11 protein-coding genes and 3 pseudogenes are annotated in these 16,628 nt (G+C 59.1%); 2 read left to right on the top strand and 12 right to left on the bottom strand.

Annotated features, from left to right (window positions below):
* The first annotated feature begins 562 nt into the window (after window positions 1-562).
* Window positions 563-1,792, top strand: a complete 1,230-nt coding sequence (locus tag F3H98_RS29345) for an ATP-grasp domain-containing protein (RefSeq protein ID WP_149764386.1) — start codon at window positions 563-565, stop codon at window positions 1,790-1,792.
* A gap of 110 nt (window positions 1,793-1,902) precedes the next feature.
* Entirely contained in the window at window positions 1,903-2,922 is a 1,020-nt protein-coding gene (locus F3H98_RS29350; RefSeq protein WP_149764388.1) for a D-alanine--D-alanine ligase family protein, read from the top strand.
* Between the two features lie 288 nt (window positions 2,923-3,210).
* Here F3H98_RS29350 and F3H98_RS29355 read toward each other — a convergent pair whose 3' ends face one another.
* The 12 genes and pseudogenes from F3H98_RS29355 to F3H98_RS29410 form a co-directional block, all read right to left on the bottom strand.
* Window positions 3,211-4,650, bottom strand: a complete 1,440-nt coding sequence (locus tag F3H98_RS29355; protein ID WP_149764390.1) for an amidase — start codon at window positions 4,648-4,650, stop codon at window positions 3,211-3,213.
* Between the two features lies 1 nt (window position 4,651).
* Window positions 4,652-5,668 carry an ABC transporter ATP-binding protein gene (locus tag F3H98_RS29360; protein ID WP_149764392.1) on the bottom strand — a complete coding sequence of 339 codons (1,017 nt, stop codon included), beginning with the start codon at window positions 5,666-5,668 and terminating at the stop codon, window positions 4,652-4,654.
* On the bottom strand, window positions 5,665-6,681 hold the full coding sequence (locus tag F3H98_RS29365) for an ABC transporter ATP-binding protein (RefSeq protein WP_149764394.1): 1,017 nt from the start codon (window positions 6,679-6,681) through the stop codon (window positions 5,665-5,667). The genes F3H98_RS29360 and F3H98_RS29365 overlap by 4 nt, the downstream gene beginning before the upstream one ends.
* The gene (locus F3H98_RS29370; RefSeq protein WP_149764396.1) at window positions 6,678-7,571 is read right to left on the bottom strand and encodes an ABC transporter permease; all 894 of its coding nucleotides are present in this window, start codon (window positions 7,569-7,571) and stop codon (window positions 6,678-6,680) included. The genes F3H98_RS29365 and F3H98_RS29370 overlap by 4 nt, the downstream gene beginning before the upstream one ends.
* A gap of 1 nt (window position 7,572) precedes the next feature.
* Window positions 7,573-8,511 carry an ABC transporter permease gene (locus F3H98_RS29375; protein WP_149764398.1) on the bottom strand — a complete coding sequence of 313 codons (939 nt, stop codon included), beginning with the start codon at window positions 8,509-8,511 and terminating at the stop codon, window positions 7,573-7,575.
* A 20-nt stretch (window positions 8,512-8,531) separates the two neighbouring features.
* Window positions 8,532-10,115, bottom strand: coding sequence for an ABC transporter substrate-binding protein (locus F3H98_RS29380; RefSeq protein WP_149764400.1), 1,584 nt, complete (start codon window positions 10,113-10,115; stop codon window positions 8,532-8,534).
* A gap of 346 nt (window positions 10,116-10,461) precedes the next feature.
* A pseudogene (locus tag F3H98_RS29385) lies at window positions 10,462-10,611 on the bottom strand (IS630 family transposase); the annotation flags it as partial.
* A 965-nt stretch (window positions 10,612-11,576) separates the two neighbouring features.
* Window positions 11,577-12,695 (bottom strand): annotated as a pseudogene (locus tag F3H98_RS32155) (recombinase family protein); the annotation flags it as partial.
* Between the two features lie 213 nt (window positions 12,696-12,908).
* Window positions 12,909-13,181 (bottom strand): annotated as a pseudogene (locus F3H98_RS29395) (transposase); the annotation flags it as partial.
* 507 nt (window positions 13,182-13,688) lie between these two features.
* Window positions 13,689-14,846: an IS110 family RNA-guided transposase gene (locus F3H98_RS29400; RefSeq protein WP_149764402.1), complete on the bottom strand. Its 1,158-nt coding sequence runs from the start codon at window positions 14,844-14,846 to the stop codon at window positions 13,689-13,691.
* Between the two features lie 271 nt (window positions 14,847-15,117).
* The gene (locus tag F3H98_RS29405) at window positions 15,118-16,161 is read right to left on the bottom strand and encodes an IS110 family RNA-guided transposase (RefSeq protein WP_149764404.1); all 1,044 of its coding nucleotides are present in this window, start codon (window positions 16,159-16,161) and stop codon (window positions 15,118-15,120) included.
* Window positions 16,162-16,285: 124 nt separating this feature from the next.
* Window positions 16,286-16,628, bottom strand: a 343-nt coding sequence (locus F3H98_RS29410; protein WP_149764406.1) for a transposase, incomplete at its 5' end; no start/stop codon positions are given.

Here is a 16,628-nt window from a genome sequence, read left to right on the forward strand (position 1 = left end):
TCCACATCAGGTCTCTCCAATCAGGCTTCGACACCCGTTGGAATCACGACCGCGCCAGCTGCTCAACCCCCTTGGCGCGATCCAAAATTGAGCCCATGTTGGTGTGGATGTAGATTCACACGAACCCACTAACACATTGAACTACAATGACATAATCACAGCAAAACGGCTGTTTCTCGATTTGGCAGGATACGGAAAGATGTGATACAAATTTTCCGAAGCGGTCCCAGACTTCATGGTCGCCTGGGATTAAGCGTCCGAATCACATCAATCCTTAAGCCACGTCCGTCACAACCATGAGCGTCTGCCAGCAAAGCCAAGCTCCGAAATTTCGGGACGGGCTCTAAGTCCCCGCCGCCGCGTGACACACGATACGCTTGCTCCAGGCGCTACACTCTCCGCCAGCAACAAAACCTTCAAATCAATTTACAGAACCTTTGCGACTGCAAATCGCCGACTATGGTAAGTTGCCGCCACGTTCGAGGTAAGGCTAGGCTAAAAAAGGCTGATGCTGGTTACGCTCGGACCATTGTACAACACGCGAGGTCGGGGTTAACAGCCAATGGCAAGAAGAGCGCTCATCCTGGTTGAAGGCCATCCAAGGGGTAATGGTCTGCTATACGTGAATGCGGCCCAGCACCTTGGTCTTCATCCAATTACCCTGTCGGTTGATCCAACTCAGTACGACTATCTTGCGGCGGAAGAGATTGAGGCAATCCGTGTCGATACAGATAATCTCGATGCGCTGATCTGCGAATGTTCCCGGCTGCGTGCGACCTATGACATTGCTGGCATTACGAGCGCCTGGCATCCGGTCTATGCGACAGTCGGCAAGCTCTGCCGGTACTTCGATCTACCGGGACCGAACCCCGCATCGATTGAACGATGCTACGACAAAATTGCCCAACGTCAGCTCCTCGCGGAGGCCGGCGTTCCAATACCTGCTTATCGCTTGGCAACGGATGCGACGGAGGCGGAAAGCTCTGCCGTGCAGATCGGGCTGCCGGTGATTGTCAAGCCAGCCGTAGGCAGCGGTAGCAGCGGTGTCCGATTGTGCCGCACCATCGATGAGTTGGCCGAACATACGACCTATCTGTTTGGCGGGAAGCACATCTGGCGGTCTCCGCCGAGGATACTGGTCGAAGAATTCGCACAAGGCCCGCAATATATCGCTGAGATAATGGGAAGTGAGGTCATTGGGATTGCGGCCGCTGAGTTTAGCCCCCCACCGCATTTCGTCTTTCGTGGGTTGACCTTTCCGGCCCCGCTGACTGAAGACGAGCGTGAGCGTATCGCCGATGTTTCGCTGAGTTGTTTGCGAGCTCTCGGTCTTGGCTGGGGCCCAACGAACATAGAACTCCGGTGGACGAAGCGTGGCCCAGTCGTCATCGAAGTCAATCCGCGTCTTGCTGGCACGCCCGATCCTCAACTGGTCCATCTGGCTTGCGGTATTGACCTCATCACCGAGCACATCAAGCTTGTCATCGGCGAGGAATGGGATTTACGCAGAAGGCATTCGCAGACTGCGGCCGCACGGATCCTAGCTCCTGATCGCGATGGCACCCTCGATTGGATCGGTGGCGACAGTCAGGCGGCTGCTGTGTCAGGCGTCGCCGAGGTCAAATTCTATGTTGAACCCAAGACGCCGATCGTCAGGAAAGGCGATGTCCAAGACTGTATCGGACATATAATCGCTGCTTCACCCAGCCTGGCTGAGACCGAGGCGATACTTCAGCGTGCCATCGACTTGATCGATTGGTCGATCACACCATTTCCGACCCTTGGCGAATAGGAAGAATCTGCGGCCCATATCTCTCCGCACCGGCGACGAGCTGTTCCTCTTCGATCAACCAAATCCGAGCGTAAGAACGTGATAGCGGGCAAACATCCAAGGAGTAGATCATGCGCGTAGCCGTCGTGTGGAACCATAATCATACGGGCCTGATCAACCGGTTCGGACAGTCTCGTCCGGAGGACGACGACCGCAAGGCGGTCGAAAGCGTGGTGGCGGCACTGCAACAGGGCGGCCACGAGACGCTGCTGTGCGAAGGCGACAAAGGACTGCTCGCCACGCTCGAGCGGTTCATGCCACCCGCTCCGCAAGCCCGCCCCTCGGGAATCGTCTTCAACATGGCGTACGGAATTCAGGGCGAGTGCTGTTCCACCCACGTTCCGGCCATGCTCGAGATGGCCGGCGTCCCGTACACCGGATCCAGCCCGCTCGGGCATGGACTGGCGCTCGACAAGGTCATCACCAAGAGGCTCCTCCGCGATGGCGGCGTGCCGACGCCGAACTTTCGCGTGATGCGTCGCGGCACTGAGGATACCGGCGACCTGCGATTCCCAGTGGTAGTGAAGCCGCGTCACGAATACAATAGCTTCGGATTGCAACTCGTACATGAGCCCGCTCAGTTGAGGCAGGCCGTAGAAATGATCATCACGCAGTACGCGCAGGATGCGCTCGTGGAAGAATATGTCGAGGGGCGGGAAATCTGGGTCGCGCTGCTGGGAAACGGAGAGATCGAGGTGTTGCCTCTGGTGGAGCAGGACTTTGGCGACCGAGAAACGCGTCTTATGACTTGGGAAGCGAAGTACATGGCGGCCGTGGCGCCGCAGAGGATTTGCCCGGCGCAAATCGGGAGCAGCCTTGAGACGGTGCTGCGCAATATCTCGGTTGCGACCTTCCGTGCCTGCCAGTGCCGGGATTACGCCCGCGTCGACCTTCGGATCGATCGCTCCGGCCAGCCCTTTGTCCTGGAAATCAACTCCATGCCGGCACTCGATATGACTAGCAGTTATGTCCTGGCCGCGACGGTCGCCGGACACAGCTTCTCGAGCTTGCTCAATCGCATCCTCGATGTCGCTCACACGCGGTATTTCGGAGCCGGCACTGGCAGAGTTGGAACAAAGCCGCTGGTTTGATAGCGGGAACATCTCGCTCAAGAGCAACTGTCGCACTCTTCTCCGTCGAGTAGTGCTATCTGGGAGAACAATTGCTGATACATCCATCTTTTCGAACCAGATAGTTAATAGTCGTTCAAGCGCGAGGGAGTTTACTTGATCGTAGCAGCGCAGTCCATCTTCTCGGACAGGACAGCGATCCTTGGCCGAGGCAGAATCGCAGGAGATGGAAGATCCAGCCACACACCGGTACGGCCAGCACGCTTCCAGGGTGCAGATGGAATACGGACCGCATCGTCGGTGTGGTCGTCAGTTGTTCCCTGCCCAAATCTTCGGTCGCCGGTGCCTCCACGGTCTGGCTCCCTCCAAGTCTCTTGCGACGCGCACCAGCGTGGCCTCGTCCCCGAAGCGACCGACGATCTGAATTCCGATCGGCAGGCCGCTGGTGCTTTGCGCCAAGGGCAAGGAGACCGAAGGCTGTCCGGTGACATTGAATACGCCTGTGTACTGGTAGCGCGCGGCATCCGCGTCCATGAATTCCTCGACGGAAAGCATCGAGTGGATCGTACTGTAGGTGCCGCCATGCGGAGTGGCCACATGCGGCATCGTTGGCGTCAACACGATGTCGAAGGCTTGGATCGCCTCGCCTACGCGGAACCGCATGCGCCGCAGGATTTCATGTACGTCTACGTCCCCCGCACGGCTTTGCGCATTCCGGCCGTATTCATGTATCTTGAGATTGATCGGCTCCAGGGTATCTGCATTGATACTGCGGCCCATGACCCGCGCCGCGGCTTCAAGTGAAGTCGCGCTTGAGCCTGTGCGGCCGAGCAGGATTCTGCTGTAGTCCGCGGTCTCATATGGCGGCTCGATGTCGGTCACCATATGGCCCATTTCCTCAAGAAGTGTGGCCGTCGACTCGACCGCGTGCAGCACTTCCTGCTCAAGATCGACCGCGCCCCATTTGGTTCTCGCGACCCCTACCCTCAACACGCCGGTGGGTTGTGAGAGTTCCTCTACATAGCGGCGGTTCGGCTGGACGATGATGAATGGATCACCAGGATGAGGACCGGAAAAGACGTCCAGCGCCGCGGCCATGTCGCGCACGGTCCGGCAAAGAACAAACGCTCGGACAAGACCAAACGATGTGTCTTGGCTGTTCGGCCCGCCTGAAATGCGTCCGCGGGACGGGTTCAGCCCGACAAGTCCGCACCAGGACGCCGGCGCTCGAATTGACCCGCCGCCGTCGCCCGCATGCGCAATCGGAGTAATGCCGGCAGCCACTGCCGCCGCCGCGCCCCCGGAAGAACCTCCCGCGGAGCGCTCCAAGTCGCATGGATTGCCGGTGATGCCATGGAGAATGGATTCGGTCATTCCGGCAGCCCCAAACTCCGGTGTCGCTGTTCTTCCAATCGTCCGTAGCCCGCCCTCCCGGGCGCGACGAAAAAAAAAGCTGTCAGTATCAGAGTGATAGCCTTTGTATAGACGGCTTCCTTTTTCCTGGAGGCGGCCAGCTTCGGTGGCCCCTACATCCTTGCGAAAGAACGGCACGCCATTGAAGAGCCCAGCATCCGTGCCAGCAACGGTCTCAGCGTCGTCGTAGAATTCGATGACGGCATTGATGCAAGGATTGACCTCGTCGTGAGCCTGGCGCGCCAAACGCGTCAGTTCCACGGCAGTCACCTCGCCGGCGCTCACGAGAGAGGCCAAACCGATGGCATCGTATTCTACGTATTCACTTAGCTTCATTTCAGCGATCCTCCACTATGTCTGCTGCTCTTTCCCGCTCGAGCGGGAAATGGCACCTGAAGCTGTGCTCCGCGTCATCCGGGCTTGCTGACGGTTCCGGGAAGACGCGGCTACAGATGTCCTGCGCGTAGCAGCAGCGCGTGTGGAACTCGCAGCCAGATGGCCGCCTCATCAGGCTAGGCACCTCACCCTTGAGCTCGATCCTATTGAGCACCGCATCCGGGTCAGGCTCGGGATTGGCCGCAAGCAGCGCCTCGGTGTAGGGATGACGCGGGTGTTCAAAGATACGCTCGGTCGAGCCGACCTCAATAAAGCGGCCGAGATACATGATCGCCATGCGATCGGTCATGTGGCGCACAACGTTAAGATTGTGCGTGATAATCAGGATCGCCATGCCGAGTTCGTCCTGAAGCCGCGCGAGAAGATTGAGCACCTCGCCCTGCACTGAGACGTCGAGGCCTGCGGTCGGCTCATCGGCAATGATTAAGTCCGGATTGAGCGCAAGAGCACGCGCGATGCCGATGCGCCTAGCCTGACCACCGGAAAGCTGATGGGGATAGCGGCGAGCAAAATCCGCCGGCAAGCCGACCATCCGAAGCAGGCGCTCGGCTTCGGCTCCGGCATCGCGATCCTTTAATCCATGGATCCGGAAAGGCTCGGTTAGCAGTGATCGCACGGTCAGCCTTGGCGAAAGTGAGCCGATCGGATCCTGGAACATCATCGCCATGCGCCGCAAATAGGGCTTGCGTTCGGCCCCGCTGAGCTCCTCAATTTCCTGTCCGTCGAAGCTGATGCTGCCGCTCACAGCCCGCTGCAAGCCGATTATCGTGCGCGCGATGGTGGATTTGCCTGAGCCGCTTTCACCGACAAGGGCGAGTGTCTCGCCCTTGCGGATTTCAAAGGAGACACCGCATACTGCGTCGATGAAAGGCGCTTTCGTCCCGGTTGCGAGCGCCTTCAGCGGGCCCATGGTGCGGAAGCGGACGCGCAGGTCCTCAACCCGAAGCAGCGCGCTCATGCCGAAACCAACCGCTCTTCGTCGTGGAGATGGCATCGGGCGACTTGGTCCACGCCGATGCGGTACTCGACCGGGTTCTCTTGCAGACAGCGATTGAATGCCTGGGGACACCGGGTGTGGAAGATACATCCTTTCTTGCTGCCGAGGAGACTGGGCACCTCGCCGGGTATGGTCGGCAAAGTGCGTGTGCTTTTTCTGATCCGCCCGGGATCGCACTCAAGCAGCGCGCGCGTGTAGGGATGACCAGGATTGTGGAAGATGTCCCGCACGGCCCCCTGCTCCACCACTTCGCCCGCATACATAACGGCGACGCGGTCGCACAACTCAGCCACTGCGCCGAGATGATGGGAGACGAAAAGGACCGAGCAACCGATCTCTCTTTGCAGATCTTTGAGAAGGTGGATGATCTGCACTTCCAGCGTTGCATCGAGCGCAGTAGTTGGCTCATCGGCGATCAGGAGTACCGGTTTCACAAGAAGCGCCATGGCGATGCAGATGCGCTGACGCATGCCGCCGGAAAAGTGATGCGGATAGGCGCCTATCCGGTTTCGCGGATCGGAAATTCCGACCCGGCGAAGCATGTCGATGGCACGCGCGCGCTTTTCGCCCCGAGTTCCTTGCTCGTGGTGCTGGATATCAATCATCTGGCCCTCGATGGTCCGCACGGGATTGAGCGCAGTCATCGGGTCTTGGAAAATCATGGAAAGTCGATCACCGCGCAGGCTCCGACGCGCCTGAGCGGGCATTTTGAGCAGGTCTTTACCTTCGAACAGGATGCTGCCGGCTGTCACATCTGCATTTTCTGGAAGCAGGCCCATCACCGTATACGCGAGCGTCGACTTCCCGGATCCGCTTTCGCCGACTATGCCAATCACCTGTGCGGCCGGGACGTCGAGCGAAACGTTACGCAGGGCATGAATGCACCCACGCGGTGTGCCGAAATCGAGATTTAGGTCACGGATCTCAAGAAGCGGCCGGGCGGACGTATGCTGTGTCAGATCGTCGCGTCTCATAGGTCTTTCCGCAATTTGGGATCGAATATGTCGCGCAGCGCCTCACCCAGGAACGTGAAGCCAAGCGTTGCGAGAGTGATGGGAATGCCGCCAGCGATGACTAGCCAAACACTCTCGTGGATGTAGCTATAGCCGTCGTTGAGGATAGCTCCCCAATCGGGCGTAGGCGGGCGTACGCCCATGCCCAGAAAGCTCAGACCTGCCTCTACCGCGATGACGGCCGGGACGTCCATGCTCACGAGAATCAAAAGCGGGCCGATGACGTTGGGCAGTACGTGCACGGCCAGGATGCGGTTCGTCCCGGCGCCCATGCTGCGCTCTGCGGCGATATACTCACTGCTGCGCAGCGCCTCTGTCTGGGTGCGCACGACACGCGCGTAAATGGGCATAGAAGTTATTGCGATGACTAGAATGACGCTGGTCAGACTAGGCCCAAGCAGCGCGATAACGGCCAATGCAAAGATGATACCCGGAAAAGAGCGAATTGTGTCGAAGATAAGCAGGAGCAAATTGTCGAGCCAGCGCGGCCCGAACCCTGCGAGCAGACCAAGCACGAGTCCGACTGCCAACGAACTGCCGAGGGAGACGAAAGCGACAAGGAGCGGGATGCGGCCGCCCATGATCACGCGAGAAAAAGTGTCGCGGCCCAACTGATCAGTGCCCAGAAGAAAATTCAGTGAGGGGTCTGCCAGACGCGGACCGACCATGATCCTGGTTGGATCATGCGTGATGATTAGCGGAGCAAAGATCGCGCTTACTGCTATGAATAGGACGAGCACTACTCCGAGGGTGCCCAGACGGTTCTTGCGCAATTGCCGGAGAACGGTGCGAAAGCTGCCGTGGCCCTGCCCTGCGTTGGCTTCGGTGTGGATGGCTTCAAGACTCGCCATGCTAGAGCTTTTCCCGGGTTCGCGGATCGAGGGCCCCATTGATCAGATCGGAGATGGTCGTCGCGGCGACGATAAGGAAGGTGGTGACGAGCACGGTGCCCATCACAATCGGATAGTTGCGGGTATTAACCGCATTCACGATAAGCGCGCCGATACCAGGTCTTGCAAAGACCACCTCGATAAACACAGCCGACGACAGCAGCCACGCTATGCCCACGCCGAGAATAGTCACAGTCGGCAGGATCGCGAGCGGCAGCGCGTAACGCGCAACGATGCGCCATTCCGAAATCCCAAAGGAGCGAGCCATGCGTATGTGGGTTTCCCCAAGAATCTCGAGCATGGATGCGCGCACCAGTCGGGAAACGTAGCCGACCCAGCTGATTCCGATGGCTAAGCTCGGCAGGATGAGATGGATCAGCCTATCCCAAAGGCCATTGCCAGCTCCGATCGCTGGCAGCCAGCCGAGCATCACAGCGAAGATCAGGAGTGCGTAGACTGCCACGACGAAGGAGGGAATCGCCATCGTCGCGACCGCCACTACGCCAACTACCTGATCGATCACGGAATTGCGCCGCATCGCCGAGTAACAGCCGAGTGGCACGGCAACCGAAACTGCCCATAAGATCGAGACCAGGATCAGTTCGATCGTATAAGGCAATTGTTCGAAAACGATGTCTGCAACAGGCCGCCGGCTGAACACATCAAAACCGAGATCGCCATTGAGCAGGCCGCCGAAGAAGGCGGCAAGCTGCACGACGAACGGCTTGTCCAGCCCCATCTGCTCATGAAGTTGCGCCTTCATTTCCGGCGTCGCCCGTGGCCCGAGCAGAACCGCGGCAGGATCGCCCGGCAACGCACGGATCATCAGGAACAGAAGCGTCACCGCAACCACGACAATTGCGATCGCAAGGACGACCCGCTTGATGAGATAGAGCAACATGCCGGCTGTACCAGTTTAGCCTAGACCGGCTTGAAGGCGACGTAATGCGGTACTCCGTCAGGACGGGTTGCAGGCTGCATTCGAGTGGTGCGGTACATGAACGGCGACGCACCGTTGGTCAGGTACCGGTAGGCGCCCGAATCCTCCATGAGATCCTGCATCTCACGGTAGAGCTTCGCGCGCTCGTTCGGATCATCGATTGTGATCGCCTTTGCGTTGAGCTCATCGAAACGCTCGCTACTGAAGCGTTCCCAGTTCCATTTGCCAATTTGATCGCGGGTATAGGTGGCCGAGAAATAATATGGCTCAGGCACATTGCTGAAACTCTGGACGATAAGTTGCATGTCCTTCCAGCGATCACCCTCGGACTCCATACCGATCGTGTAGAACGAGCCGGAATCTTGAGCGTTTATCTCGGCGGTAACGCCTATCTGCGACAATTGCGCCTGCAGCACTTGGGCTATTGTCAAAAATTCGCTCTGGTTCAGGCAATCGACGGTCACGGTGAAATCGCTCACGCCGGCCTTTTCCAGAGACTCCTTGGCTTTCGCGAGATCACCTTCCGGTGGCACCAGTGCTTTGTCGCGGTACCCTATTAGCCCTCGGGCAAGGCTCCCGGTGGCCACCTCCATCTGCCCCGCATAGGCCGCATCCAGGATCTGCGGCACATTTATCGCCCATTGGATCGCCTTTCGGACGTTGATGTCCTTCAGCTTAGGGTGATCGATATTCATGCCGACATAGACAATTCCGATTGAGGGCTTTTCCTCGATCGTGGTATCGGCGGGCGAATTGCTCTTGAAATTCGCAAGTGAATCCACGCTGATGTGAGTGAAATCGATGTCGCCCGCCTGATAGGCACGCTCCGCCGTCTTGATGTCGCCGATCGGCAGGATGCGGATTTCGTCAAACCCCGGCTTCGGGCCGGACCACTCCGGATTACGCGTCAAAAGCACATGCTGGTTCGGTTTCCAATCGGCGAACACATACGGACCAGAAAAGGCGGTAGGTGTCATGCCAAATGGACCGCCGTCCTTAGCTGCCTTCATAACCGCGTCTTCGGAAACGATATGGCCGGCACCGTAGGGAAGCGCGAGAGTCCAAGCCGGCGCGAACGGAGTCTTGAATACAATCACGCCAGTATAGTCATCCTCAACCTCGACGTGATCAAGAGGGCCCCAATCAAAATTACTCGGTGAATCGAGCCTGATCACACGCTCGAAAGAGAATTTTACGTCCCTCACAGTCAATTCGCCGTAATCGTTCGAGAATTTAATACCTTTTTTAAGTTGAAACCGAATATGAGTGGGATCTACCTGTTCGATCTTTTCCGCCGCTTCAAGCTCCCAGCTCCATTCTGAACCGGGCTTGTACCGAATGAGCTTCGAATAGATGCAGCTCATCACCTCGGAGTTAACAGCTCCCAAGTAGAAGGCAGGGTCAAGCTTGTCGACGTCCTGGTTTGCGCGCGCAGTGAGCACCTTGCCCTCGGCTGCCCATATGGCCTGCGAAAGCGGCATACCGGCGGCCATAATTCCTCCACCGAGCGTAGCGCCGGTCTTGAGAAAAGCTCGCCGACTCACGCTGCCTACGACATCATTCATGATCTGTTCCTCCCTTTTGGTTGAGCGACTTCCCGTTCTGAGCAGGGTCGCTTTCACGTTATTTGGACCGGCTCCGCCGACGTGAAATCGCGGGGCCTTGTTTCTCGATGCGCCGGCAGAGAGGTGTAATTCGCTTTCGGCGCAGTCCGACGCCGTAGAAGCGTCAGTGGCGACAGTCGTCACGGTAAGAGGATAGTCAGCAAAACGTCAAATTCCGTTTCTGTATCGGCGGTATCTTGGTTCTAGATGCTCGTCCCCAGCGGTATGGTAGAACAAGTGCGTCAAAATGCGACCTAGGGTTGTTCATCCTTCCACTCCACCGATTTAGTTTTAGAGCACGTACGGTTTAATCCGGGTCATATCCTGCGAAGTAGTTTTCGCATTCGGCCGGCGTGAAGAGGTCGAGAAGCGGACCGACGGCGTCCCACAAAGCCTTGATGGTTCTCTCGGCCTTTGCTCGCAACAACGCCTTGAGCTTGGAGAAGGCGTTCTCGATCGTTTGTTCATGATGACTCTCGATTGCAGCTTCCTGTTGAGTTGTCGGCCATATCCACGAGCCAGATGCGCTGGTGGCCGACCTTGGCAAGTCGTCCCTTGAGATCGCCTCTTCGAAGCCATCCATAGACCGTCTGACGGTGCGCGCCGATGCGATCGGCGTATTCCTGTAGTGTCAATTCGCCATCCATGCTTTCGCGAGACATTGCCGGACCAGATGGGGCGCGTGGTGCCGAGCCCGCGTCGCTGTAGCAAGCGACGGATCATCGGCGCATTGAAGCTGTCTTTCTTTGGCGGCGACCAATCTTCAGCGTTGAGCGTGTCGGCAATGGTCTGGCTGGTTGCGCCCTGCTTTCGCAGCTCAGTAATGCGGGCAAGCAAGCCGTCGAAGTGCTCCAGCTGTTCGAAGCGTCGAACCGGTCGGATGAGCGCATGCTTCGTCACGGCTCCGCCCGCCCAATGACAGACAAGCTCGGCGCGCTCGGTCTCCCCAATGACGCGGATCTCCACACGTTCGAGCATTAGGCGAGCGATGGCTTGCCGATCCCGCGCGGTCGTTGACGCTGCTTGCCATAACGCCGGGATATCTTCGGCCAGTCGACGCACTGCGCTTCGCTCAGCCTCTGTGAGTTGCTCGGGCTCTCGTTCAAGGGCACGCCGTTGCTCGTTGCGAAGCGTCTGCTCGGCCGAGAGTGCCGTTTCCCAGTCCCGCTCCAGCGTTCGGGCGACCAGGCGATTGTCCGGATCAACCGCCTCGTAACGGCGGCGGGTCAGCGCGGTCTCGTATTCCACCCGTTCCAGGCGCAGCTTCCATTGTTCATGCAGTTGCTGACGCTCGAGCTCGATGTCCTCGGCGGCCTGCAAGCTCACCTCGATGGCTGCAGGAGAAAGGGCTTCGAGCATCAGTGTGGATACTTGCGCATCGACCGGACGCGCACTGATCGACTGGCAGCGCGGCGCACCATAGGTGGTCGCCATCTGGTGACAGACATAGCGCGCGTCCCGTCCGTCATCGGTATAGGTCGTGAACATCCGCCGCCCGCACACGGCGCAGGCGACGAGGCCACCCAGCAGGGCTGCGCCGCCGCGGGGAACGCCTGTATGCCGCGTGCGATTCATGGCCATCTGCTGCTGGTTCCTTTCAAAACTGCTCCAGCTAATATAGGCCGGCAACGCGTCCTGGTGCAGCACCATCCATTTTTGTGGATCGCGTAAATAATACCGCCCACTATGTGGTTTGCCGGCGAGCCGGCGGCGGGCGTCATATTCCCGCCGGCCGAAGACATAGGCGCCGGCATAGGCAGGATGGCGAAGCATGTCCGAGAGCGTGGCCCGATTGGGGCGGTTCCAGCGAACGTCTCCCTTGTTGGGCCCGCTGCGGATACGATCCGGCAACTGTATGTCGTGATCGACCAGGTAACGCAGCACGCCGCTGATCGAGCGCCGTCGCTCGAAGACGGCAAAGACCAGGCGGATGGCGCGTTGCACGCCCTCGTCAGGGTCAAGCGCGACATCCCCCGAGGGCTTGAGCACATAGCCGCGTGGCAGTCCCAGGAAGAGTTCGCCCCGCCGCGCTTTTGCGCGCCGCCCCTCGTGCATACGGGTCTTCAGGATGTGAAGCTCGGCTTCGCTCATCGTCCCCTTGAGGCCGAGCAGCAGCCGGTCATTGTACGTGCCCGGATCGTAGATACCGTCGGCGTCGCCGATCAGCGTGTCGAACAATGCGCATATTTCCAGCAGCTGATGCCAGTCCCGGCACGAACGGGCCAGGCGTGAGACCTCGATGCCCAGCACCAGCCCCAGATGGCCGAGCCCCACTTCCGCGACAAGACGCTGGAAGCCGGGCCTGTCCAGCGTAGAGGAGCCGGAACGACCGAGATCGTCGTCGATGACTGTGACCTGCTCGCGTCGCCACCCCAGCCGGCAGGCCCGCTCAGCAAGCCCGTATTGAAGCCGGGTGGACTCCCGGTTCTGCGTCACCTGCCGTACCGTTGATTGACGGACATAGACCACCGCCTGGCGTTCCTGGTGACGCTGCCCGATCTTTTCAGGGAGCATCAGGTCGAAGCGCTGGTCCGCCTTCATCGCCCGTCTCCCGATCTGCCGACAGCTGCCGTTGGATCAATTCGCCCAGCAGCACCACTAGACGTCGGCGCCGGTCGAGCGGTAGCTCCACCCACCGGACATATTTCCGATTCGACATCTTCTCGCCTCGCAATCCAGTGGGCGATGCAAACAAGTGCGCGATGAGCCACATGAGGCACTAACGGAACCTGTGACTCAGAGGTTCCAACGCTATGCGTTCTCGATCGGGTTGAAATCGGGTGAGTACGGCGGCAGGAACAAGAGCCTGGCGCCGGCCCGCTCGATCGCCTCTCGAACGCCGGCCGCCTTATGGGCGGGCAGGTTGTCCATCACGACGACCTCGCCCGGCAACAATGTCGGGACCAGAACCTGCTCGACATAGGCGAGGAATACGTTGCCGTTCATGGCGCCACCATAGACGAAGGGCGCGGTCATGCCGGTCAGCCGCAGCGCGCCGGTGAAGGTGGTGGTTTTCCAATGATGGGGTTGTCTAATCGCGGAGGTGAGGTCAAGTATCTTTGCTTCTAAGACGCGTGTACCGGGTGCAGGGTTGTCTTCGCGGTCGACATCGGTCGCCGCATGATGGCGCTTCGCGGGAGGAGCCTTCAAATGTGGACGACGCACTTTGCTGAGTCAGCGGTGCAACCCCATCAGCGGAATGGCTCGGCCCACGGCTCCCTCCTTGCAAGATGTCGAGCGGTGATTTGATCGTATCGCTTGCGTGCATATGTCCGGCCTCACATGATGATTCTCCCGTCAACGGTTTTCGCATTTGTAATCCGAGGTGAGCTCTCTTCCTGCAGGGCCTGCCTGCTAACCTCACATCCGGCGGGATGATATCCCAACCACTGTCCCGCATTCGGGACGGGAGAGCTCCAAAGGAACGGCACCACTCTGTGAAGACGGCACTGGAGCACCACGCCGGACAACGGCGACGTTCCCTCGGTCACCGGGCTGCTTTGCCGTCGCAGAGCTGCCCGATCTCGATAATTATTATACGGCGGGCTTCATGGTCGCTCCCTCGGGTACGACTCCATCGACGGCAAAGCGCCACAAAGCGATCAGCAACTTGCGAGCCAGCGCGACCACCATGACCTTGCGGACGCGGCGGCCAGTAGAGCCGGTGCGTTCCCGGAACCAGGCGACCTGGGCAGCACCAGGCTGGTAGCGTTGCCAGAGCCAGGCCAGCTCCACCATCACCGTTCGAAGCCGCCGGTTCCCGGCCTTTCCGATCCCTTGCTCGCGTTCCACCCCACCACTGTTGTACGGCGTCGCAGTAAGACCTGCATAAGATCCGAGCGCTTTGGCCTTGGCGAAGCGACGGACGAAGGCCTCGCGGACCAATATTGTGGCACTCTGCACCCCTATACCGCGCAGACTGCAGAGCTGCTGGATCATCCGACTGGCATCATCCGAAGCGGGCACCTCCGCTACCTCATCGCGGTCGTGTTCCAGCGTGGCGATCTGATCGAGAACGAGCTCCAGCCGGCTCAGCAACCGTTCGATCTTGGCGAGGGCGTGAGGTGGGATTGGGTCACCCAGACCGGTACGAAGGTCGGCCAGACGCCGGCGGCGGTTTTTCAGGAGCGGGTTGTAATCCTCGACGCCGAGCGTCGCGAGGACAGCACCGATCCGGTTGGCAAGGCTGACGCGTTCGGACACGAGCTCTGTTCGTTCGCGGACAGAGCGCCGTGCATCCTCATCGGCTTCGTCAGGGATCGGTACCATGGAGCAGACGCGCGGTTCGCCGCGAAGCCACGCCAGCAGCGTACGCAGGAGTAACTCGGCGTCGATCCCGTCCGACTTTGCGCGGCGCATGCGACGATCGACGGGAACGCTGGAAGGCTGGATGACATGGACCTCCACGCCTTTGGCAATCAGCCATCTGGCAAGCCAGAACCCGGACCAGCCAGCTTCGTAGGTCGCAACCACCCGATCTACCAGGTGGCCGGCAGCAGCAGCACGAGCACAATAGCCATCGATTGCGGACTGAAGAGCAAGCTTATTTGGCTCAATGGCGCGCTTCGCCTTGGTCTGCGGCAGGCCGGGCACCTGGGCCGCCAAAACCCAGTTTTTGTTGCTTAGTTCGATAGCCAGCACGAGCGTACGATCGTATTGGACAACTTCTGCGCCGTTGAATGATTGCGACATGATCAGGCCTCCAGAGCTTGAGATGGCGCAGTCTAATCTGCCTGCGCCGCAAATCATGGGATCTGTTGTCGCGCTCCCATACGAACGCTGGCCAAGATGGGTTCCGCGACGCGTGTTCCAAACAGGGACGCGACCTACGAAGGCCACTGCCGGGAACGGAGTACCACGCGTCCTGGATCGATCGATCACGCCATCTGCTCTTTTCTTGCAAGTTCACGCATCAGATCAGCGCGGTAGCTTCATGAACTGCTCGCCGTGACTGACTGATCCCTTATGCCGCACAAGCCAACGCCGCCGGCACAGTATTTTTTCGATAGGCTTCGCCGGTCACCATCATTTTCCAGGCGATGCGGGCGATTTTGTTGGCCAGTGCCACTGCGGCCAGTTTCGGCGACTTGCGCTTGAGCAACTCAAGAAGCCAAGGTGAAGTATTCCTGCCGTGCCCCTCCCGCACCCGTCTAAGAAGTGAGGTGGCGCCCAGCACCAGCGTGCTTCGTAACGCTTCATCGCCGGCGCGTGTGATGACGCCGAGGCGGACCCTTCCGGCCGTGGAATGATCCTTGGGTGTCAGACCGATCCAGGCCGAGAAATGTCGTCCGGATTTGAACATCTCGGGCCCAGGCGTTTTCATCATCAGCAGTGACGCACCTATCGGGCCGACACCAGGGATTTGCGCTAGACGGCGGCTGCACTCGTCGGCGCGATGCCAAGTCATTAATTTCGCCTCGATGTCATCCAATTCTTCTTGCAACTGCTGATATTCCTTGGCGTGGATCGCGAAAAGATCGCGCGCGAGGGTCGGTAAAGTCTCATCAGCCGCGATGCGATCGAGCAGAAGCTCCACCTTGCACATGCCTTTGGCGGCAGTCAGCCCAAACTCGGCCGCATAACCGCGGATTGAGTTGGCAAGCTGTGTCTTATTGCGGACCAACCGATCGCGCATACCGATCAGCATCAGCGATGCCTGCTGTTCTGCGCTTTTTGCGGGTACAAAGCGCATCGTCGGGCGGCTCATAGCCTCGCATAGGGCCTCAGCATCGGCTGCGTCGTTCTTGCCGCGTTTCACATATGGCTTTACCAATTGGGCTGCAATCAGCTTCACTTCGTGCCCGAACGTGCTCAGTAAACGTGCCCAATGATGGGAGCCACCACAGGCTTCGATTGCAATTACCGTCGCGGGCAATTTCCTGAAAAACTCCAACATCTCTTTGCGGCGCAATTTCTTGCGCAGCACCGGTTGCTCAGCTGCGTTCACACCATGCAGCTGAAAGACATGCTTTGATGTATCCATACCTATGCGGATAATCTGTTCCACGGACGGCCTCCTTCGTTTGATGTCTACAACGACCTCAATTTGGCACATTCGGTGCCGAACGGGAGCCGTCCATCCCAACAGGGACGTCTCAGGCGCTCAGATCTTGAACGCTATCCGCAAAATTTCATGTTGTGGCTCCTGCGTTCCGATCAAAGAACTCGCCGGTCTTGAGCATCGCATGCATTGTCACCGCCAGTTTGCGTGCTACGGCAACGGCGGCTCGTTTGAAGCCGATCCTCTCCCGGAGCTTGAGGCCCCATGTGCGTAGGGTGCTCTCGGTTGAGCTACGCGTCAGAATGACCGACGCCGCTTCGTAGAGAAGCCCGCGCAAATGGTGGTCGCCGCGTCGGGATATGTGGCCGTCATAGTCGACCTCTCCGGATTGGTAGCGTCGAGTCGTCAGGCCAAGCCAGGCGCCAACAGAGCGGGACTTCTTGAAGTTTTCAGGCTCCTCAATGGCGGTGACG

The sequence above is a fragment of the Neomesorhizobium albiziae genome, assembly GCF_900114255.1.
Classification (GTDB): domain Bacteria; phylum Pseudomonadota; class Alphaproteobacteria; order Rhizobiales; family Rhizobiaceae; genus Neomesorhizobium; species Neomesorhizobium albiziae.